This is a genomic window from Solimonas fluminis, assembly GCF_002930645.1.
GTDB lineage: Bacteria > Pseudomonadota > Gammaproteobacteria > Nevskiales > Nevskiaceae > Solimonas_A > Solimonas_A fluminis.
In genome coordinates this window covers 132,669-152,528 of sequence record NZ_PSNW01000002.1, presented here as the reverse complement: position 1 = coordinate 152,528, position 19,860 = coordinate 132,669, and the positions used below count along the sequence as shown (strand labels likewise).

Below are 19,860 nucleotides of genomic sequence, written 5' to 3'. Positions count from 1 at the left end.
TCCTTTGTCCCTCGCGCGCGTCGCACCGCGCGGACTCCTCTCCCGCCCGTTCCTGCTCATCGTCAGGCCGGGCGGGTTCCTTTTTTTCAGCTCGCGCTCAGTTCCCAGAGCAGCATGCGGCCGGCTTTCCAGTGGCCCAGGCCGCTGGCCGCGTTGATATGCCCGCAGGGGCCCACCGAGCGGTACAGGCTGCCCCAGGCGCGGGCGGCATTGCGCGAGAAGGCGATGCTGCCGTAGGGGTCGTTGCTGCTGGCCACGACCATGCTGGGGAAGGGCAGCCTCTGCTGCGGCAGGGGCGCGAAGCTGCGCGCCGCGGCGGGGAAGGCGGGCCCCGAAGGGTCCGGCGGCGCCACCAGCATCGCGCCGGCGATCTTCCGCCGGGTCTGGAGGCCCCAGTGCGCCACCAGCAGGCAGCCCAGGCTGTGCGCCACCAGGATGGCGTCGCCGGCGGTGCCGGCCACCGCGGCTTCCAGGGCCTCCTGCCAGTCCTTGAGCTGCGGCTGCTCCCAGTCGTGCTGGCCCACGCGGCGCATGCGCGGCTCGGCCTGCTGCCACAGCGTCTGCCAGTGGTCGGGCCCGGAGTTGCCGATCCCGGGAAGCAGCAGGATCGGCTGGCTCACGGCGACCCGTACTCCCGCTGGATCGCGGCCACCTGCACGCGGTACGAGCCGTACCAGCGCTCGCGGCCGAGACGCTGGGCCATCAGGTGGTCGGCCTGCGCCTTCCAGCGGCGGATGTCGGCCTCGTCGCGCCAGTACGACAGTGCGATCTCCTGGTCGCCCTCGGTGGCGGCGACGAATTCCAGGCAGCCGAATTGCGACAGTGCCAGCTCGCGCAGCTGGGCCGCCAGCGCGCCGTACTCCGCGTCCATCCGGCGGACGCGGGCGCGGAAGATGACCACATGGCGGGCGGCGGGATTCATCGGCAATCGCAGCGGCTCATTCGAACGGCGGCAGCTCCGGGAAGCGCGGCAGGCCGTCGGCGAATTCGACCCAGCCCAGGTGTTCCGAGTGCCAGTAGTGCAGGGTCGGCGCCACCGCCTCGGGGCGGTCCAGGCTGCCGATGGTGATGTCGATCAGTCCCGGCAGGAAGCTGGCGGTGAAGCTGATCTGCGTGCCGCAGCGCGGACAGAAGCCGCGCCGCGCTTCGGGCGACGACGCGTATGGCTGGGGCTGTTCGCCGGTGAAGCGCACCTGATCCTGCGCGTACATGGCCCAGGCCACTGCGGGGGCGGCGTTGGCGCGCCGGCACATCGTGCAGTGGCAGATGGCGGCCAGCATCGGATCGCCGCTGATCCGGTAGCGGATGTTGCCGCACTGGCAACCGCCCTCGCGTCCTTGCTGCTCCATGGCGCTCCTGCTGGTCTGGTGCCGGAAAGTGTTTGAAGTTCAGCATGCCGCAGGCAGGCCGTCCAGCCCGTTGCCGTCAGGTCCGGAAGGTTCGCGCGCCAGGTCCGGCCGGCGGGCCGCGGCGGCGCCAGGCCAGCAGGATGACCAGCGCCACGCAGGCCAGGCCCACCGCCGCCGGGAACAGCGCGGTGGTCGCGGAGCAGCGCTCCAGCGCCAGCAGCACCAGCAGGTTGCGGACGGCCCCCAGCGCGTAGAACCACAGCGGCTCCTCGCATGGCCGTTGCCAGGCCTTGCGGAAGGTGGGGCCGAAGCCGGCAAGGTCCACGCCGGTCAGGATCACCACCGCCCACAGCGGATCGGAGGTCAGCAGCCAGCAGGGCAGGGCGGCGAGCGCCGCGGCGAAGAACAGCCGGTCGCCGCGCGTGATCTCCAGGTCCGCGCGCCGCCGCCAGGCCAGCACCGCGATGGCCATCGTGATCAGGCCCGACACGCCGATGGGCCAGGCGCCGATGCCGGCACCGCCGGCCAGCTGGGCCAGGAACACCACGAAGGTGCCCAGCGCCCAGATCACCCAGGAGAACACATGCGGCCGGGTCCGGCCGCGGTGGACCGACAGGGCGTACGGCAGGAAGATCGCCAGCGTCAGGGCGATGCCGGCGGCGCTGAGCAGCTCCTTGGACACGGCCTACTCCCGGACGGCGATTTCCGCCTGGATCGGCTTGCCGCCGGTGCTCAGTTCCTGGTGGGAGTTGGCATTGAGCGTGACGCGCAGCCGGTGTTCGCCCGCGCCGAGCGCTTCCAGGTGGAACCAGGGCGCATAGAGGCGCGCGCGCTTCACGCCGTCGACGTAGAGATGGGCATGCCCTTCGCCGGGGACATTGGCCTGGTTCACGTGCTCCGGCGCGAAGCGGAAGCCCGGCGTATCGATGCGCAGGTTCCAGCCGCCCATCGGATCGCGCTCTGCCTTCAACGAGACGGAAGGTGCGCTCTTCGCGTCCAATTCGAGCGCGCTGTGGTCGTGATGATGATGTTCATGCCCCTGGGGCGCTTCGCCCGCCGGGGTGGCGGCGGCCCAGGCCAGGGCGACCCCTGCGAGCAGGCAGGCAGAGGGCAGCATCATGCGGCGGATGGCAGGCATCGGGAGTTCTCTCGGTCGAAGGCTCTTGGACGGCAGATGATGTAGCAGATTGGCTGCCGGACGACGGGTCTGCCGGTTCAGTCCGCGTACTGCGCCGCGGAGCGGATCACCTTGCCGTCCGCGCCGAACTCGAACCACTCCGCCGAGCGGCGACCGTCGAAGCGCCGGTAGAAGATCACCAGGCTGTGCATGCCGCGCAGCACCGACTCTCGCTCGAAGCGCAGGTCCGGGATGCGCTGCAGGGCCGCGGCCCAGTAGGCGCCCACCGCGGCATGGCCGCGCAGGCGCCCCGAGGGTTCGCCCGCGATCTGCACGATGAAGGGCGAGGAGAACTCGAAGTCCTCGGCGTAGTGCGACAGGATGCGCGCCAGGTCATGGCTGTTCCAGGCGGCGATCCATTCGGCGGCAAAGGTCTCGGCCTGCTCGGGGGAGATCATGGCGCGGTTCCGGCCTCGTCCGCGGCGATGTAGGCCTCGATGCGCGGCGCGACCACGGGGGCCTTGTCCTTCATCAGCGCGCTGCAGCGCTCGGAGCGCGACTGCAGGAACCGCAGCACGGCTTCCTCGCCCTGGGCGTCGGCCTGCCGCAATTCCTCGGAGAAGCCGTTGCGGGCCACGGACGAGGCCAGCCGCGCTTCGTCGCGGCCGACCAGGGCCAGCGCCGCCAGGCGGCTGAAGTTCTCCAGCTCCTTGACGCTGGCGAGCTGTTCGCCCTGCGCATTCCGGTCGGACAGCGAAGGCAGCAGCGCGAAGTAGTAGCCGCAGTCGAGGAACCGGGCGGCCAGGCCGGCATCGTCCTGGCTGGCCGGGGCCTGCGCGGCGGCGGGCAGGGAGAGCGCGAGCAGCAGCGCGGCAACGGGAGGGAAGGATCGGGACATGCGTTTCCTGGGTGTCGGGAGTGGCGGGAGCGGCATCAGCCCAGCTCGGCGATGCGCTGCTCCGCCTTCTGGGCCGTGGCTTCCTCGCTGGGCGAGCCGAAGCCCTCGTCGCGCAGCCGGCGGCGCATCTCGCGCTTCCAGGACTCGGCGCTGCGGTCCTCCGTCTCCAGCGCGCGCGTGTAGCGCTCCTCCAGGCGGTGGAAGGCCGCGATATCGGCGTAGGCCTGCAGCAGCCTGCGCTTGTAGCGCTCGCTCTGCTCCTGCTTCACGGAGGTGATGTAGGTGAACCAGCCGGTGACCAGGCTGCCGAGCACGGCGAAGCCTCCTGCCACCAGCGCCAGCGTCAGTCCTTCGCTCATGCGCACTCCCTTGCCGTGGGCGGCGTCAGTCCGCCAGCCGCTGTCCCTTCGTCTCGATCACCCAGGGCATCATCAGCAGCGCCGCCAGCGGCACCACGCCCACCCAGAACAATACGCCCACCGCCGCATCGACACCCCGCGCGGCGATGATGCCCACCAGGAAGGGGCCGGCGGCGGCGAACACGCGGCCGGCGTTGTAGCAGAAGCCGGCGCCGGTGCCGCGCAGGCGCGTCGGGAACAGTTCCGGCAGGTAATAGGTGAAGCTGCCGAACACGCCGAACACCGACAGGCCGATGGCGAAGTACATGTAGAGGCGCGTCTCGCCCGGCAGGTCCAGGCCGAAGACGGCGAAGATCGCGGCGGCGGAGGCGGCGAAGTAGATCGCGAACATCGCGCGGCGGCCGAGCAGCTTGGCGGCCGGGATGGTCAGCAGCGTGCCGACCAGTCCACCGAAGTTGAAGGCGGCGGTGGCGGTGAGCTTCCAGCTTTCCACCAGCGCCAGCGTGCCGGCCTTGTCCAGGCCGCGCAGCGCGGCCTCGCTCTGCGCCAGGCCGGCGGAGACCACCGGGATGAAGGCGTTGCAGCTCCACCAGGTGATCAGCGCCACCAGGGCCATGAGAAAGCCGCTGAGGGTGTAGCGCCGCACGGAGGGGCCGAACAGCTCGGCGATGCGCGGCGGCCGCGTGTTCTCGCGCGCCTGCGTCCAGCGTTCCGGCTCCTTCAGGAACAGGCGCACCAGGAAGGCGATGGCGGCGGGCAGCAGGCCGAACAGGAAGACGTAGCGCCAAGAGGTCTCGGGGCTGGCGGCCATCCAGTTGCCGGCCACCTGGAAGTTGACGAAGGTGGCCAGGAACAGGCCGAAGGGCGCGGCGGTGTAGAGCAGGGCGCCGGCCTCCACGCGCTTGTCCTCCGGCACCACCTCCGCGACCATCGAGGCGCCCGCCGCCCACTCGCCGCCGATGCCCAGGCTGGCGACGATGCGGAACGCCAGCAGCATCCAGATGTTGTCGGCGAAGGCGCAGGCCGCGGTGCCCAGCGCGTACATCAGCATGGTCAGCAGCAGCGTGCGGGTGCGGCCGATGCGGTCGCAGACCCAGCCGAACAGGATGCCGCCGGCGGCCCAGCCCAGCAGCAGCACCGAGGTGAGGATGCCGGTCCAGTACAGCGTGGCCTGCTTGGCCTCGGGCGATCCGATGGTCAGGCCCAGCAGCGTCGGCACGCAGTTGGGCGCGACGTAGTTGAACAGCAGGCTGTCGAAGATGTCGAAGCCCCAGCCCAGCCAGGCGGCGAACAGGACGGTCCACTGGTAGCGGGTCATGTTGAGCATTGCGCTGGTATCTGGCTGCTGGTGGTATCCGCAGGAGGACCGTTCACCCCGGGTAGCGCCGCGCAGCGTCGCGTATCGAGGGGCGGCGCCAGTGCGGCTCGATACGCACGCTCGCTGCGCTCACGAGGCTACTCGCCATGAACGGACCGGCTGCGATGGAGGGGCTCAAAGCACGTCGTCCTTGGTCTCGCGCGTGGCCCACAGCGCGGCCAGCGTCAGCAGCGCGGCGGCGCTGAGATACCAGCCCACGGTGTGCAAGCCGTACTTCGTCGCCAGCGTGGTGGCGATGTAGGGTGCCAGCGAGGCGCCGAAGATGCCGGCGAGGTTGAAGGTCAGCGAGGAGCCGGTGTAGCGCACGGCGGTCGGGAACAGTTCCGACAGCACGGTGCCCAGCGGGCCGTAGGTCATGCCCATCAGCGCCAGGCCCAGCGCCAGGAAGGCCAGCACCCCGGCCAGGCTGCCGCTGCCGAACAGCGGCGTGAACAGCAGGCCGAAGCCGGCGATGGCGGCGCTGACCCACATCAGCGTGCGGCGGCGGCCGTGGCGGTCCGCCAGCACGGCGGACAGCGGGATGGTCAGCGCGAAGAACAGCACGCCGAACAGCTGGATCATCAGGAATTCCTGGCGCTTGTAGCCCAGGGCGCTGGTGCCCCAGGTCAGCGCGAACACCGTCATCAGGTAGAACAGCACGAAGGTGGCGATGGCCACCACGGTGCCCAGCACCAGCGCGCGGCCGTGTTCGCGGAACACCGTGAGCATCGGCACTTCCACGCGCTCGGCGTGGTCGATGGCCTTCTGGAACACCGGCGTCTCGCTGATCGACAGGCGCACCCACAGGCCCACCAGCACCAGCAGGCTGCTGGCGATGAAGGGGATGCGCCAGCCCCAGCCGAAGAACTGCTCGTCGGTCAGCGTCTCGGCCAGGATCAGGAAGGAGCCGCCGGAGAGGATGAAGCCCAGCGGCGCGCCCAGCTGCGGGAACATGCCGTACCAGGCACGCTTGCCCGGCGGGGCGTTCTCGGTGGCCAGCAGCACCGCGCCGCCCCACTCGCCGCCCAGGCCCAGGCCCTGGCCGAAGCGGCACAGCGCCAGCAGGACCGGGGCGAGCACGCCGATCTGCGCATGGGTCGGCAGCAGGCCGATGACGACGGTGGACAGCCCCATGGTCAGCAGCGCCGCCACCAGGGTGGCCTTGCGGCCGATGCGGTCGCCGAAATGCCCGAACAGCGCAGAGCCCACCGGCCGCGCGAAGAAGGCGATGGCGAAGGTGGCCAGCGACTGCAGCGTCGCCGAGGTGGGATCGGCGGCGGGGAAGAACAGCTTGGGAAACACCAGCACCGCGGCGGTGGCGTAGATGTAGAAGTCGAAGAACTCGATCGTGGTGCCGATCAGGCTCGCGAACAGCACCTTGGCCGGAGAGTTGCCGGACGGCGCCGCGCCTGCTGCAGTGTTGCTCATCCCTTGTTCCCCTCAGATCCGTGTCTTGCGCCTCTCGGGGCGTTTCAGAATGCCGGCGGCGGCGTATTGCGGTGATGCTCCAGGATCCGGCGGTACTGGTTGGGGTCCTTGATGTGCACCATGTCGCCGCCGCGCGGGAACACCCAGTCGTACAGGCGCGACAGCCAGAAGCGCAGCGCGGCCGCGCGCAGCACCAGGGGCCAGGCGGTACGCTCGGCGGCGGTCAGCTCGCGGCGGCCGCGGTAGGCGGAGAGCATCGCGTCCCAGCGTGCCGGGTTCAGCTCGCCGTCGGGTTCGAAGCACCAGTCGTTGAGCGTCACGGCCAGGTCGTAGGCCAGCGAATCGTTGCAGGCGTAGTAGAAGTCGATCACGCCCGTCAGCCGCTGGTCCACGAACAGCACGTTGTCGCGGAACAGGTCGGCATGGATCACGCCTTGGGGCAGGGTCGACAGGTCCAGCTTCTGCTGGGCCGCCAGCTCGTCCTCGATCAGGGCCCGGGCGCCGGCGTCCACCTTGGGGGCGATCAGGCGGCCGGTTTCCAGGCGCCAGGCCGCGCCGCGCGAGTTCTCGCAGCGGCCGGCATAGGACTGGCCGTCGATGTGCAGTTCGGCCAGCGCCCGGCCCACCTGCCGGCACTGCTCGATGTCCGGGAACAGCACGCTCTGGCCGGTCAGGCGGCGCACCAGGGCGGCCGGCTTGCCGTTGAGCGTGGTCAGCGACTTGCCCTCGTGGGTATGGGCCGGCATGGCGCCCGGGAAGCCGCGGGTGGCCAGGTGCTCCATCAGGCCCAGGAAGAAGGGCAGGTCGGCGTAGTTGAGGCGCTCGAACAGGGTCAGCACCCAGCGTCCGTCGCTGGTATCGACGAAGTAGTTGGTGTTCTCGACCCCCTCGCCGATACCCTGGAAGCCCAGCAGTTCCCCCACGGGGTACTGGCGCAGGAATTCCTGCAGTTCGCTGTGGCTGACCTTGGTGAAGACGGACATAAAAAGGGGGCGGATGGCCGGGGAGAGGCCGAATTAGAGCAAAGTCCCCCTTGGTTCGTCACCCGCGCCGGCCGTTTCCGCCGTTTCGTCCCCTTACGAGGGGCATGCCGGCTGCTACCGCCGCCAGAACGCCGGGGTGAACAGCACCAGCAGGGTGAAGACCTCCAGGCGGCCGGCCAGCATGGCGAAGATCAGCACCCACTTGCCGAAGGGGGTGACCGTGGCGACGTTGGCGCTGACCTCGCCCAGGCCGGGGCCGGCGTTGTTGATGCTGGCCGCCACGGCGGAGAAGGCGGTGATGCCGTCCATCCCCGTGGTCAGCATCAGGCCGGTCAGGGCCAGGGTCATGCCGATGTAGACCGAGAAGAAGCCGCCCACGGCGTAGACCACGTCGTTGGGCACCACCTTGCCGTCCAGCTTGATCGAGACCTCGGCATTGGGGTGCACCAGCAGCTTCAGCTCGCGGAAGGCCTGGCGCACGAACAGCATCAGGCGCACCACCTTGACGCCGCCGCCGGTGCTGCCGCCGCAGCACATCATGAAGGTGCACATCACCAGCAGCAGCGGCACGTACATCGGCCAGGTCGTGGGGTTGTCGGTGGCGAAGCCCGCCGTACTGCCGTAGGCGATGACCTGGAACATGCCATGGCGCACGGCCGTCAGCGGGTCGTCGTAGGGGCCCGCCAGGATCAGCGGCACGCAGACCAGCACGCCCATGGCGAAGTAGAGCGACAGGAAGACGCGGAACTCGCCGTCCCGAAGGTAGCTGCCCAGGCTGCGGCGGCTGAAGGCGATGTAGTGGAGGGCGAAGTTGGTGGCGCCCACCAGCATGAAGAACATCGCCACCAGTTCAACGCGCAGGGTGCCGTAGTGGCCGATGCTGTTGTCGTGGGTGGAGAAGCCGCCATTGGCGATGGTGGAGAAGGCGTGGCAAAGGGCGTCGAAGGGCGTCATGCCCGCCCACCAGTAGGCCAGTCCGCAGGCAATGGTCAGGGCCAGGTACACCAGCCAGAGCGCGCGCGCCGTGCTGGTGATGCGCGGCGTCAGCTTGGCATCCTTCATGACGCCCGGCGTCTCCGCCTTGTACAGGCCCATGCCGCCGACGCCCAGCATCGGCAGCACCGCCACCGCCAGCACGACGATGCCCATGCCGCCCAGCCAGTGCAGCTGGCTGCGGTAGTACTTCAGCGAGTGAGGCAGTTCATCCAGGCCGTTGGCGATGGTGGTGGAGCCGGTGGTGGTCAGGCCGGACACCGACTCGAACACCGCCTCGGAGATGCTGTGCCAGCCTTCATCGGAGAAATAGAAGGGAATCGAGCCGAACAGGCCCAGCACCGCCCAGAACAGGGTGGTGATGAGGAAGCCGTCGCGCACCTTCAGCTCGCTGCGCTCGTGGCGCACCGGCCACCATAGCAGCGCGCCGGTGGTGAGGGTGATCCACAGGCCGCCGAGGAACGGCGTGGTGGTCTCCTCCGCCCAGAACAGGTCCATGGCCAGCGGCGGCAGCATGGACAGGCTGAACACCATGAGCAGGATGCCCATGATGCGCTGCACGCCCGCGTAGCGGTGGTAGCGGGGCCGGCCGTTGGACAGGGTGCGCGGCATCAGAGGAAGCGCAGGCCCAGCTGGAACAGCTTCTCGACCTCGCGCGCGTGCTTCTTGTCCACGATGAACAGGATCACGTGGTCCTCCGCCTCGATCACCGTGTCATGGTGCGCGATGATCACCTCGTCGCCGCGCACGATGGCGCCGATCGTGGTGCCCGGCGGCAGCTTGATCTCGTCGAGCCGGCGGCCAACCACCTTGGAGTTGTGGCGGTCGCCGTGGGCCACGGCCTCGATCGCCTCGGCGGCGCCGCGGCGCAGCGCGTGCACCTTGACCACGTCGCCGCGGCGCACGTGCGCCAGCAGGGCGGAGACCGTGGACTGCTGCGGCGAGATCGCGATGTCGATCGAGCTGCCCTCCACCAGGTCCACGTAGGACACGCGGTTGATCAGGCACAGGGCCTTGCGCGCGCCCAGGCGCTTGGCCAGCATCGCCGACAGGATGTTGGCCTCGTCGTCGTTGGTCACCGCGCAGAACACGTCGATGTCCTCGATGTTCTCCTCGCGCAGCAGCGCCTCGTTGGCGGCGTCGCCGCAGAGCACGATGGCGTGGTTGAGCTGGCCGGAGAGATGCCGCGCGCGGTCGCGCGAGCGCTCGATCAGCTTGACCTGGATCTTGTCCTCCAGGCCGCGCGCCAGGCGCAGGCCGATGTTGCCGCCGCCGGCCAGCATGATGCGCTTCACCGGCTTGTCCTGGCGGCGCAGCTCCGCGATGATCTTGGGAATGTGGTCGCGCGCGGCGACGAAGAACACCTCGTCGTCGGACTCGATCACGGTGTCGCCCTCCGGGATGATCGGGCGGCCGCGGCGGTAGATCGCGGCGACGCGGGCATCCACGCCCGGCAGGTGGCCCGGCAGCTCCTTGAGCTGGCGCGACACCAGCGGGCCGCCGAAATGCGCCTTGACGCCCACCAGCCGCACCTTGCCGTCGGCGAAGTCCACCACCTGCAGCGCGCCCGGGTACTCGATCAGGCGGCGGATGTAGTCGGTGACCAGCTGCTCGGGCGAGATGTGCATGTCCACCGGCAGCGCGCCGGGGCCGAACAGCCGCGGCTCCTTGAGGTACTCGGCGGCGCGCACGCGCGCGATCTTGGTCGGCGTCTGGAACAGCGTGTAGGCGATCTGGCAGGCGAGCATGTTGGTCTCGTCGCTGTCGGTGACCGCGATCAGCATGTCGGCGTCGTCGGTGCCGGCGCGGCGCAGCACGTCCGGATGCGCCGCGTTGCCCTCCACCGTGCGGATGTCCAGCCGCTCCTGCAGGTCCTCCAGCGAGGACACGCTCTGGTCGACGACGGTGATGTCGTTCTGCTCGCTGGCGAGATTCTCGGCCAATGTCGTGCCGACCTGTCCCGCACCAAGGATGATGATTTTCACGACAGGGACTGTCCCATCATGCCGTCAAGGGCGCGCACGTTAATCCTCTTGTTGCACCGCCGCAAGAACCCAGGCGCCGAATGGCGGCTCGCCTTCGAGGTCGAATTTACTATGTGACGCCCCCCGGCGGCGACCTAGACTCCCTTGTAACAAAAAGAGAATTCCGCGGCAGGACGGCGCGGAAGCGGGCGGCCCCGGGCCGTCATCAGAAGATCCAGAGGGGGCGACCGGCGGCGATCCGCGGCGTACCCCCGCGCTGGGGGAGAACTCAGGATGCGGATGTTGCGGATGGGGGCGGCCCTGTCGCTGGCGATGCTGGCGGGCTGTCACAGCAGTGAGCCCGTGGACGGCGCCGCCGGCCACGGGGCGGCGGCCACGCCCTGCGAGGCGGGCGCTTGGTGCGTGGGGGCGGCCAGGGCCATCGTCAGTCCCAGCCAGGAGCAGATCGACGGCATCGAGGAATCGCGCCTGTTCCTCGGCACCAAGCTGCAGCAGTTCAACCTGGGCGGCTACGGCATCAACCCGATCCAGAACCTGCCCAACCCCTTCGCGCAGCTCGGGCCCAGCCTGACCCAGCCGGCGCAGGAGCGGGTGCACCGCAGCCCGCGCTACCGCGACGACGAGCACACCTGGCTGCGCCTGGCGGTGGTGGAGCAGGGCGGGACGCGCATCGCCTTCGTCACGCTGGACGCCATCGGCGCCGGCAACCTGATCCAGGACGGCCTGCGCGCCGCCGTGGTCGAAGCCAGCTGTGCGCTGGAATGGTGCATCGAGGCCGACCACGTGGTCTTCGGCCAGACCCACACCCATGCCGGCGCCGACCTGCAGGGCCTCTGGGGCGGCGTGCCGCAGCAGTGGATCACCGACGTGCTCTATGCCGGCGCCGCGCAGGCGACGAGGGAGGCCATCGCCGGCCGCGCCCGCGCCAGGGCCAGCCTGGGCCAGGGCATCAACTCCGACTTCAACAACTACCGCCGTCCGCGCGTGAACCCGGCGGACGATGCCGATCCGGCGGTCAGCCTGCTGCGCTTCGAGGATGCGCGCAGCCGCCGGCCGATCCTGCAGATCCTGCAGTACGCCGCGCACCCCACCAGCATCGACGAAGACCCGCGCATCCCGCATGCCGACTATGTCTACGGCGCGATGAAGGAGCTGGAGCGCCAGGGCGGCGTCGGCCTGTACTACAACGGCCCCATCGCCGACGCCTCGCCGCGCGGCGGCGAGTGTCCCTTCGCCGAGCCCGATGCCTACGAGAGCGTGCGCTGCCGCGGCCGCGACCTCGCCGCCTTTGCCCTGAAGCAGCCGCGCCGCGAGCTGGCGCCGGAACTGTCGCTGCGCAACGCCAACGTCATCCTGCCCGTGACCAACCCGCTGTTCGCGGTGGCCGCGCCGCTGGGCGCCTTCAACCGCTACTACGACTTCACGCCGCGCCAGCTCACCGACATCCCGGTGCTGCACGAGATCCTCGGCACGGTCACCACGCAGATCGGGCAGGCGCCGCTGACAGCGGAGACGCTGGTGACGCGCATCAGCCTGGGCGGCGCCGGGGGGCTGGAGATCGCCACCATCCCCGGCGAGGCCACCAACACCTTCGGCCAGTTCATCCGGGGCCTGGCGGAAGGCGCCAACCCCGGCGCCGGCGTGATGCTGTTCGGCCTCACGCAGAACTCCTTCGGCTACATCCTGCCGGAAGAGGAGTTCAGCTACATCGACGCCTCCGGCGACACCGGCTTCCTGATCCCCTTCACCGGCTACGAGGAGTTCGTGTCGATGGGCCCGCTGACGGCGCCGCTGCTGCGCCTGCAGGGCTACCTGCCGCTGTTCGACGCCTCGCCCATCGAGTACCTGCCGGCCAACCTCCGCGCCTGCACCGCGCCGGGCAGCGGCGACTGCATCGTCAGCGACATCGCCCTGCAGCTGGAGTACGTGCAGACGCAGTTCGCGCAGAACTGCATCGACGCCGGCGCGCCGGAAGCCTTCTGCGGCCTGATCGATCCGAAGCTGCCCGTCACCAGCCTCTGCAGCCTGCTGAGCCTGTCGCCGGCGATCTGCGGCCTGCTCGACGACGACGAGTCGCTGCAGTGAACGCCGAGGCGACCCGCGGCCATGGCCTCCTGCTCCCGGAGGGAGAGGGGAGACGTGCGCGCTGGCTGGTTTCAGCGCTCTGTGCCACGGCGCTCGCGCTCGCCGCCTGCACCGGCCGCAGCGACTCCGTGAGCGGCGAGGACAGCGGCCAGCCGCCGGCCGGTGCCCCGAAGGTCCGGGCCGGCGTCGGCGTGGCCGACATGACGGCGGACATCGGCTACTGCGCCGGCCAGTACTGCGAGTACGCCACCGACACGCTCGGCGGCCTCATCAACGGCGACTTCGATCCCTTCCTGACGCACAAGCTCAAGCACGCCAGCTATGGCGTGCAGTCGCGCCCCACGGCGCGCGCCATCGTGGTGGAAGGCAGCAACGGCAAGCGCATCGCGCTGCTGAAGACCGACAACTACCTGGCGCAGGACATGCTGCTGCGCCGCGTCGGCCAGCTGCTGGACCAGGGCGATTCCGGCATCGGCTACGACCAGATCCTGTACCACGTCACCCACGACCACAGCTCCGCCTACGCCTCGACGCTGGCGGTGGGCCTGTTCGTGTTCCAGGACGTGTTCGACGCGCGCTTCTTCGAGCACCAGGCCCGGGCCATGGCCAGCGCCATCGAGAGCGCGGCGGCCAGCCTCAAGCCCGCGCGCATGGGCGCCACAGAGATCCGGCACCGCGTCTACAAGGGCAATGTCGTGCGCACCGCCACGGCCGACGACGGCACGCCGGCCGGCTATCCGCGCGAGTACAACGACCACGGCCTGGTGGTGATGCGCTTCGACGACCTCAGCAATCCGGCGCAGCCGAAGCCGCTGGCGGTCTGGGTCAACTGGGGCGAGCACCCCGAGAGCCTGGACCCGCACGACCTGCACAGCGCCGACTACCTGGGCCCCCTGGAGCGCTTCATCGACCGCGAGATCGGCGCGCCGCTGGTATTCAGCCAGGGCGACGTCGGCAGCGCCGAGAATAGCGGCGACCCGGAGGAGATGCTCGACGACCGGGCCCGCGTCTGCGGCCGCTGGAAGGGCGACGCCGAGGCGCCGGAGCGCAACGGCTGCCCGCCTGGCCAGGGCGTGATCCGCGACTGGCAGCACTCGGGCTACGTGCAGACCGAGCGCAATGCCCGCTATCTCGCCGATGACATCCGCAAGGCCTGGCAGCAGATCGGCGGTCCGCAGGCGCGGGTGCCGCTGTCCGGCGACTTCGAGGTGGACCACCTCACCGCCTGGGTGCCGGGGCCGCTGTCGCATCCCTATCCCAGCGTCTCCAACTGCCGCACGGAACCCACCGCGGGGGGGGACATCGGGGTGCCGGTGATCGGCCTGCCGGACTGCACGCGCATCCAGATCCCGGGCGCCGACCCGATCCTGGGGCGCGCCGGCCAGCTCTACGCCCTGCTGAAGGCCGAGAACATCCCGGTGCCGGACCACTACGACGCGCCCTCGGCCGGCGTGGTCGAGGAGAACCTGCGGCTCAAGCTGCAGACCTTCCGGCTCGGCGACGTGCTGCTGGCGTCCTGTGCCTGCGAGGCGCAGTCCGACCTCATCCTCAACCTGGAATCGCGCCTCAACCGCAGGCGCGGCGACATCTACGCCGGCTTCGACTGGGCCTGCCTGATCCCGGAGTTCAAGGACGATCCGGCCTATGCCGCCGCCTGCGCGATCCAGGAGTCCTACTTCGATCCGGCCGATCCGGAGAACGCCACGGCCATCCCCGGCGACAACTTCGCGCCGGAGGCCATCGCGCGCATGCGCGCCCAGGTGCACAACGATGCCCGCGGCTGGGACCTGCCGCAGAACGCGCTGGCCGCCAACAGCGAGCCCGCGGACATCACCCGGATCTGGGGCAACTTCACGCGCGAGGAAGTGCAGGACCTCGACGCGCCGGGCTACAAGCTGGCCGTGGGCATCGGCCATGCCGGTGACTACAACGGCTACACGCTCAGCTACCGGGAGTACATGAACCGCGACAGCTACCGCAAGGCGCTGACCTCCTACGGCGCGCACACGGCCGACTACATGGTCACGCGCCTGGTGCGCATGGCGGCCTACATGCAGGGCGGCGCGGCGCTGTCCGGCGAGCTGCTCGACCCGCTGGCGGCGGTGGACGAACTGCGACAGCAGATCGTCTCGACCACCGTGGGCGCGCTCAGCGGCGCGGCCTACGAGGCCTGGAACGCGGGCTTGCCGAACGACGCCGGTACCCCGGAGGCGCTGCAGCAGCCGCAGTCCATCACGCGCTTCCAGGCCGCGCACTTCCAGTGGCGCGGCGGCTCCACCGCGGTGGACAACCCGCGCGTGCGGGTGGAGCGCGAGTCCGCACCCGGCGTGTGGCTGCCGCATGCCGACCAGAGCGGCGAGATTCCCGTGCGCGTCGAGTTCCCCGACGGCCTGCCCGGCGTGCTGCGCACCTACACCGGCATGCAGGAATGGGTCTGGAGCGCCAGCTACGAGGCCTACACCGCCTTCCCGGCGCGGCTCGGCAGTACCGCGCCCGGCCACTACCGCTTCTGCGTGGAAGGCAAGTCGCGCCAGTCCTTCAGCACCGTACCCTACGCCTTCTGCTCCGAACCCTTCGCCGTCACGGTCTGGGACGGCATCGGCTTCGCCAACGTCTCGGCCGGTGCCGACGCGGTGAGCTTCGACGTGGCGGACATCGTCTACCCGCGCAGCTACGAGGGCAGCCCCTTTCCCTTCGTCTCCGACAACGGCGACCCGCGCATCTGCGACCAGTGCACGTTCCGTCCCTGGGCGCAGCGCGGCTGGTTCCAGCGCGCCGAGCTGCTGGTGACGCGCGCCGGCGGCGCTAGCGAGACCCTGGCCGCGTCCTGCAGTGCGCGAGGCAAGGCCTGCCGCGTCAGCGTGAAGCTCGGCGACGGCGACCATGCGCGCCTGCGCGCAGTCGACCAGGACGGCAACACCGGCACGCACGAACTGCGCTGACGGTGCCGGGCAGGCCTGCGGTGCGTCGGGGGGCGCGCCGCAGGCCCTGCTTTTTTGCCGCTGCCCGCGGCCCGCAGCAGGGCTGACAAAAGTCGAAATTTACTATCGGGGCGCCGGCCGCCGCGGTCCTAGACTCGAAGCCATACGAATACAGCGATGCCGGGCATGCCCAGGCATCCGGGTGGGGAGGAGAGGCGGGGAAGCAGCCGGCGCGTATCCCGGAAAGGATGCGCGCCGCGCCTGCGACCGCCGTGGGGAGGCGATCGCGATCATGATTTTTCCCCGTGGCAAGAAGGGGACACCGGCTCGTGCAACGTCGGGGGGCGTTTTGCGGGTCCGGACTTTATTCGCCGCCGTGCTGGCGGCCCTTTGGCTGTCGGCCTGCGGCGCGCGCAGCGGCGCGCCGTCCTCGGGCGATGGCGCGGCCTCGCCGCCGGACACGCCGCCCGCGGCCCGCGGCGACCTGGCGGCCCATGTCGATCCCTTCATCGGCAGCTTCCCGCCCGGCTTCGTGAACCCCGGGCCTTTCGCGCCCTTCGGCATGGTGCAGCCCGGGCCGGATACCGAGGGGCCGCTGAACTACGGCGGCTACTCCGTGCAGAACCTGCTGGTCACCGGCTTCTCGCAGGTGCACATGTCGGCCGGTGCGCCCAAGGGCGGGCAGTTCGCGCTGCTGCCGTTCACCGGCGAACTGACGCCGGGCGACCTGTCGCAGCTCGGCTGGCCCAACCCGGTGCCGGCCTACGCCTCGCCGCTGAACCCGCTGGATCACCGCGCGGAGGCGGGCTACTACCGCGTCGGCCTGCTGCGCTACGGCACCACCGCCGAGATCACCGCCAGCGAGCGCGTGGCGCTGCACCGCTACCACTACAGCCGCGGCGCGCCGCGCCTGCTGCTCGACGTCTCGCGCGATCTCGCCGGCTACCACCCGGCGCGGGCGCAACTGGAGCCGGACGGCCTGGTCTCCGGCAGCGTCGATACCGGCGACGGCTACACCCTGTATTTCGCCCTGCAGCTCGATGCGCCGTTCCGCGCCGCCACGCGCGAGGGGCAGGCGCTGCAGCCGGGGGCCGTGGTGGAGGGCGAGCGCCTGGCCCTGCTGCTGGACTTCGACGGCGCTCCGCGGACGCTGCAGGCGAAGATCGCCGTGTCCTATACCGACCTGGCCGGCGCGCGGCGCAATCTCGCCGAGCTGCCGCACTGGGATTTCGACGCGCAGCGCGGCCGGCTGCGCGAGCAATGGCAGGGCGAGCTGGCGCGCGTGGAGGTGGAGGGCGGCACGGAACTGCAGCGCCGCTCGCTGTATACCGCGCTGTACCGCATCCAGCAGTTTCCCAACCTGCACGGCGACATCGACGGCCGCTACCGCGGGCCCGACAACGCCGTGCATGCCTCCGTGCGTCCCCACTACAGCCAGTATTCGCTGTGGGACAGCTACCGGGGCCAGAACCAGATGCTGGCCGAGATCCAGCCCGCGCGATACCGCGACATGGTGCTTTCGCTGCTGGACTTCCACGTCCAGGGCGGCCGGCTGCCGCGCTGGCAGCAGGGGCCGGTGGATGCCTCGCACATGTCCGGCGATCCGGTGATTCCTTTCATCGGCGAAGGCTGGTGCCGCGGCCTGCTGCCGGCCGCCGAGCGCGCGCCGCTGCTGGCGGCGATGCAGGCGCTGGAACGCTCGCGGCGCGAGGCCCTGGCGCCGGGCTACCTGCCGGTGGAGAAGCCGGCGAATCCACTGGCGGTCTTCGCCGGCGGTGCGCGCGAAGCCGGCACCACGCTGGAGTACGGCATCGCCGACTTCGCCCTGGCGCTGATGACGGCCAGCAGCGGCGACGGAACCGAGGCGCAGCGCCTGGCACAGCAGTCGCTCAACTACCGCAACCTGGTCGATCCGCAGAGCGGCTTCATCCGTCCTCGCCACGAGGACGGCAGCTGGCTCGCTCCCTTCCTGCCGGAACTGCCCTACGGCTTCCAGGAGGGCACTTCCTGGCAGTACAGCTGGCTGGCGATGCACGACCTGCCGGGGCTGTTCGAGCGCATGGGCGGCAATGCCGAGGTGCAGCGCCGGCTCGACACCTTCTTCCTGCTGCCGGCGAGCCTGCTGCCCGGGGCCTGGCCCTTCGTGCAGAACCAGCTGACGCTGTTCGGCCTGTTCTACTACGGCAACCAGTACGCGCCGGGCAACGAGCACGACCTGCAGGCGCCCTATCTCTACAACTACGCCGGCGCGCCCTGGAAGACGCAGGTGGTGGCGCGGTCCGCCGCCGCGCTGTTCGCGCCGACGCCGCTGGGGCTGCCCGGCAACGACGATCTCGGCGCGCTGTCCGGCTGGCTGGCCTGGACGCTGATCGGGCTCTACCCGATCAATCCCGGTGCGCCGCTGGCGGTGGTCGGCAGCCCCGCCTTCGAGAAGGTGACGCTGCATCGTCCCGGCGGCGACCTGGTGATCGAGGCGCCCGGCGCCGGCCCGCTGCAGCCCTTCGTCGACGGCCTGTCGCTGGATGGCGAGGCGATCGGCGGCAGCTGGCTGCGGTTGCCTCGCGGCGCGGCCACGGTGCGCCTGCAGACCGCGGCGCTGCCGGACCCCGGCTGGGCCGCGGATTCCGCGCCGCCTTCGGTGAGTGCGAACGGTCTGGAGGATTTCGGATGCGAGGCAGGCAGGATCGCTCGATGAGGCATGAAGGACCCTGTCGTGCCTCTCGCCTGCACCGGGAAGCGCCGGGAAACCCTGACGAAGTTGCCGTTCGCGCTGAGCCTGTCGAAGGGTGGGCGGTAACTCGTTGACCCGTGGAGCAGAGAGCCCGCCCGTGCTTCGGCAGGCTCGATACCAACCGACTTCTTCGGGGCCTGCCTGGGGCTGTTGCGGTTCAGGCCCGCTCGCGCGCCTTGGCCAGTGGCCGCCGCCGCGGCGCGGCCGCGCCCATCCAGGCGCTGACCTGCTCGATCAGGAAGACCGCCAGCCCCAGCAGCAGCCAGACCTGCCAGCCGCCCGGCTGCACGAACAGCAGGTCCATCAGCGCGCGGAACAGCAGCGGTACGGCCACCAGCCCGGCGAGCAGGGCCAGGACGATGGCGGCGGCAGTGATCTGGTTCTTCATGTTCATTCCCCCGTGGTTGCAAGGCTCAGGCGCAAGCTCCTTGCCACCACGAACATGGCGTTATCGTCAGGCTTTTTCGCTTGGATTTCAGTTAGCTGCGTCACAGACGGCGGGGAGCGCCCGACCGTCGGGCGTGCAAGCCGCAAGCCGCTGCGGCGGGACGCCGTGCAGAACGCGGAAGACGCCTGCAAGTGGACGAGGTGCCGGGGAGAGCCGCTGGCCGACAATGGCGGCCATGACGTTTCCTCCTCCATCCGGAAGCACCGGATGACTGCCGGCGCCCCCATGCGCCGGCTTTTTTATGGGCGGCGCAGCGGCGGCCCCGGAAGGGGGCAGGGGAAGGACGGTGGCCGGCTCAGGCCGCCCGGGCCGAGGGAGCGGAGCGCTCCAGCAGCTGCAGGCCGCGGGACGTGACCAGGTGTCGGCCGCTGCCGGCGCGCATCAGCAGGCCGAGGCGTTCCAGACGCGCCAGGACCGCCAGGCCGGCATCGGAGACGGAAGCGCCGCGGGCGGCGCGCAGGAGGCAGTGCCACTCGGGCAGCTGGAGGTATTGGGTATCCATGACGAAATATTCAGTGCAACGGCCATGCCATCAGGCCGGTTTGCCGAGGCCCTGGAACAGCATGTCCACGTAGGTTTCCAGATAGACCCTGGGATCGATGGAAGGTTTCTCGAACAGGCCCAGGGAGTGCTGCCAGATCGTCAGCAGGGTCAGGGGAGCCGTCACCACCGCCAGGTAGGCCTCCGGGTCGATGTCCCGCAGCTCGCCGCGCTCGATGCCCCGCCGCAGCAGGCGCAGCCAGAAGGCACGGCCGCGCTGCATGACCTCCTCGCAGTAGAAGTGCCCCAGCTCGGGGAAGTTGCGGCATTCCGAGACCAGCAGCTTGAGGATGCCGCGGCTGGAGGAGCGGCTGTTGTCCTCCATCCAGTTGGCCGCGATCAGGCGCAGCATGTCGCGGGTGCTGCGCTCGGAGCGTTCCATGACCTCCTCGGCGAACTGCAGCTTGGGCTGCACCGCGAGCCGGATCGCCGCGCGCATCAGCTCTTCCTTGGAGCCGTAGTACAGGTAGATCGTGCCCTTGCTGACGCCGGCGCGCTGGGCCACGTCCTCCAGCCGGGTGGCGGCGTAGCCGCGCTCCACGAACAGTTCCAGGGCCGCCTGGACCAGCTCGCCCGGACGGGCTTCGCTGCGGCGGGACCAGCGGGCGGGTCTTTTTTCGATGGCGACGGTCATGTGCATTTGTACTCCAAGCACGGTACGCCGAC

Annotated in this window: 19 protein-coding genes; 3 read left to right on the top strand and 16 right to left on the bottom strand. The window is 70.2% G+C overall.

Going from position 1 to position 19,860, the window contains the following annotated elements; all coding sequences use genetic code 11:
• Window positions 1-86 precede the first annotated feature (86 nt).
• The 13 genes from C3942_RS04440 to trkA all read right to left on the bottom strand — a co-directional run bounded on the left by C3942_RS04440 (window position 87) and on the right by trkA (window position 10,469).
• Window positions 87-620: an RBBP9/YdeN family alpha/beta hydrolase gene (locus C3942_RS04440; RefSeq protein ID WP_104229160.1), complete on the bottom strand. Its 534-nt coding sequence runs from the start codon at window positions 618-620 to the stop codon at window positions 87-89.
• Complete coding sequence (locus C3942_RS04435; protein WP_104229159.1) at window positions 617-922, bottom strand: antibiotic biosynthesis monooxygenase family protein; 306 nt, start codon at window positions 920-922, stop codon at window positions 617-619. The genes C3942_RS04440 and C3942_RS04435 overlap by 4 nt, the downstream gene beginning before the upstream one ends.
• 16 nt (window positions 923-938) lie before the next feature.
• Entirely contained in the window at window positions 939-1,349 is a 411-nt protein-coding gene (locus tag C3942_RS04430; protein ID WP_104229158.1) for a GFA family protein, read from the bottom strand.
• A gap of 76 nt (window positions 1,350-1,425) precedes the next feature.
• Window positions 1,426-2,031, bottom strand: coding sequence for a hypothetical protein (locus C3942_RS04425; protein ID WP_104229157.1), 606 nt, complete (start codon window positions 2,029-2,031; stop codon window positions 1,426-1,428).
• Window positions 2,032-2,034: 3 nt separating this feature from the next.
• On the bottom strand, window positions 2,035-2,487 hold the full coding sequence (locus C3942_RS04420; RefSeq protein ID WP_104229156.1) for a hypothetical protein: 453 nt from the start codon (window positions 2,485-2,487) through the stop codon (window positions 2,035-2,037).
• A gap of 77 nt (window positions 2,488-2,564) precedes the next feature.
• A complete protein-coding gene (locus C3942_RS04415) occupies window positions 2,565-2,924 on the bottom strand; it encodes a nuclear transport factor 2 family protein (RefSeq protein ID WP_104229155.1) in 360 nt (119 codons plus the stop codon).
• Window positions 2,921-3,364, bottom strand: a complete 444-nt coding sequence (locus C3942_RS04410) for a hypothetical protein (protein ID WP_104229154.1) — start codon at window positions 3,362-3,364, stop codon at window positions 2,921-2,923. Before C3942_RS04410 ends, C3942_RS04415 begins: the two co-directional genes overlap by 4 nt.
• A 35-nt stretch (window positions 3,365-3,399) precedes the next feature.
• Window positions 3,400-3,723 (bottom strand): hypothetical protein, encoded by a 324-nt coding sequence (locus C3942_RS04405; RefSeq protein WP_104229153.1) that lies wholly within the window; start codon window positions 3,721-3,723, stop codon window positions 3,400-3,402.
• Window positions 3,724-3,748: 25 nt separating this feature from the next.
• Window positions 3,749-5,050: an MFS transporter gene (locus C3942_RS04400; RefSeq protein WP_104229152.1), complete on the bottom strand. Its 1,302-nt coding sequence runs from the start codon at window positions 5,048-5,050 to the stop codon at window positions 3,749-3,751.
• A 165-nt stretch (window positions 5,051-5,215) separates the two neighbouring features.
• A complete protein-coding gene (locus C3942_RS04395; RefSeq protein WP_104229151.1) occupies window positions 5,216-6,508 on the bottom strand; it encodes an MFS transporter in 1,293 nt (430 codons plus the stop codon).
• Window positions 6,509-6,552: 44 nt separating this feature from the next.
• A complete protein-coding gene (locus C3942_RS04390; protein WP_104229150.1) occupies window positions 6,553-7,491 on the bottom strand; it encodes a homoserine kinase in 939 nt (312 codons plus the stop codon).
• 114 nt (window positions 7,492-7,605) lie between these two features.
• Complete coding sequence (locus C3942_RS04385; protein ID WP_104229149.1) at window positions 7,606-9,096, bottom strand: potassium transporter TrkG; 1,491 nt, start codon at window positions 9,094-9,096, stop codon at window positions 7,606-7,608.
• Window positions 9,096-10,469 (bottom strand): Trk system potassium transporter TrkA, encoded by a 1,374-nt coding sequence (gene trkA, locus C3942_RS04380; protein ID WP_104229148.1) that lies wholly within the window; start codon window positions 10,467-10,469, stop codon window positions 9,096-9,098. The genes C3942_RS04385 and trkA overlap by 1 nt, the downstream gene beginning before the upstream one ends.
• A gap of 273 nt (window positions 10,470-10,742) precedes the next feature.
• On the opposite strand from trkA, the gene C3942_RS04375 reads away from it, so the two are divergent.
• From C3942_RS04375 to C3942_RS04365, 3 genes are all read left to right on the top strand, one after another.
• Window positions 10,743-12,554: a hypothetical protein gene (locus C3942_RS04375; RefSeq protein WP_133164230.1), complete on the top strand. Its 1,812-nt coding sequence runs from the start codon at window positions 10,743-10,745 to the stop codon at window positions 12,552-12,554.
• On the top strand, window positions 12,551-15,496 hold the full coding sequence (locus C3942_RS04370; protein ID WP_104229146.1) for a neutral/alkaline non-lysosomal ceramidase N-terminal domain-containing protein: 2,946 nt from the start codon (window positions 12,551-12,553) through the stop codon (window positions 15,494-15,496). Before C3942_RS04375 ends, C3942_RS04370 begins: the two co-directional genes overlap by 4 nt.
• Before the next feature lie 355 nt (window positions 15,497-15,851).
• The gene (locus tag C3942_RS04365; protein ID WP_165797319.1) at window positions 15,852-18,170 is read left to right on the top strand and encodes a GH92 family glycosyl hydrolase; all 2,319 of its coding nucleotides are present in this window, start codon (window positions 15,852-15,854) and stop codon (window positions 18,168-18,170) included.
• 193 nt (window positions 18,171-18,363) lie between these two features.
• Here C3942_RS04365 and C3942_RS04360 read toward each other — a convergent pair whose 3' ends face one another.
• From C3942_RS04360 to C3942_RS04350, 3 genes are all read right to left on the bottom strand, one after another.
• Entirely contained in the window at window positions 18,364-18,594 is a 231-nt protein-coding gene (locus C3942_RS04360) for a hypothetical protein (RefSeq protein ID WP_133164229.1), read from the bottom strand.
• 355 nt (window positions 18,595-18,949) lie between these two features.
• Window positions 18,950-19,156 (bottom strand): hypothetical protein, encoded by a 207-nt coding sequence (locus tag C3942_RS04355; protein WP_104229143.1) that lies wholly within the window; start codon window positions 19,154-19,156, stop codon window positions 18,950-18,952.
• Window positions 19,157-19,186: 30 nt separating this feature from the next.
• Entirely contained in the window at window positions 19,187-19,828 is a 642-nt protein-coding gene (locus C3942_RS04350) for a TetR/AcrR family transcriptional regulator (protein ID WP_165797318.1), read from the bottom strand.
• Between the last annotated feature and the right edge of the window lie 32 nt (window positions 19,829-19,860).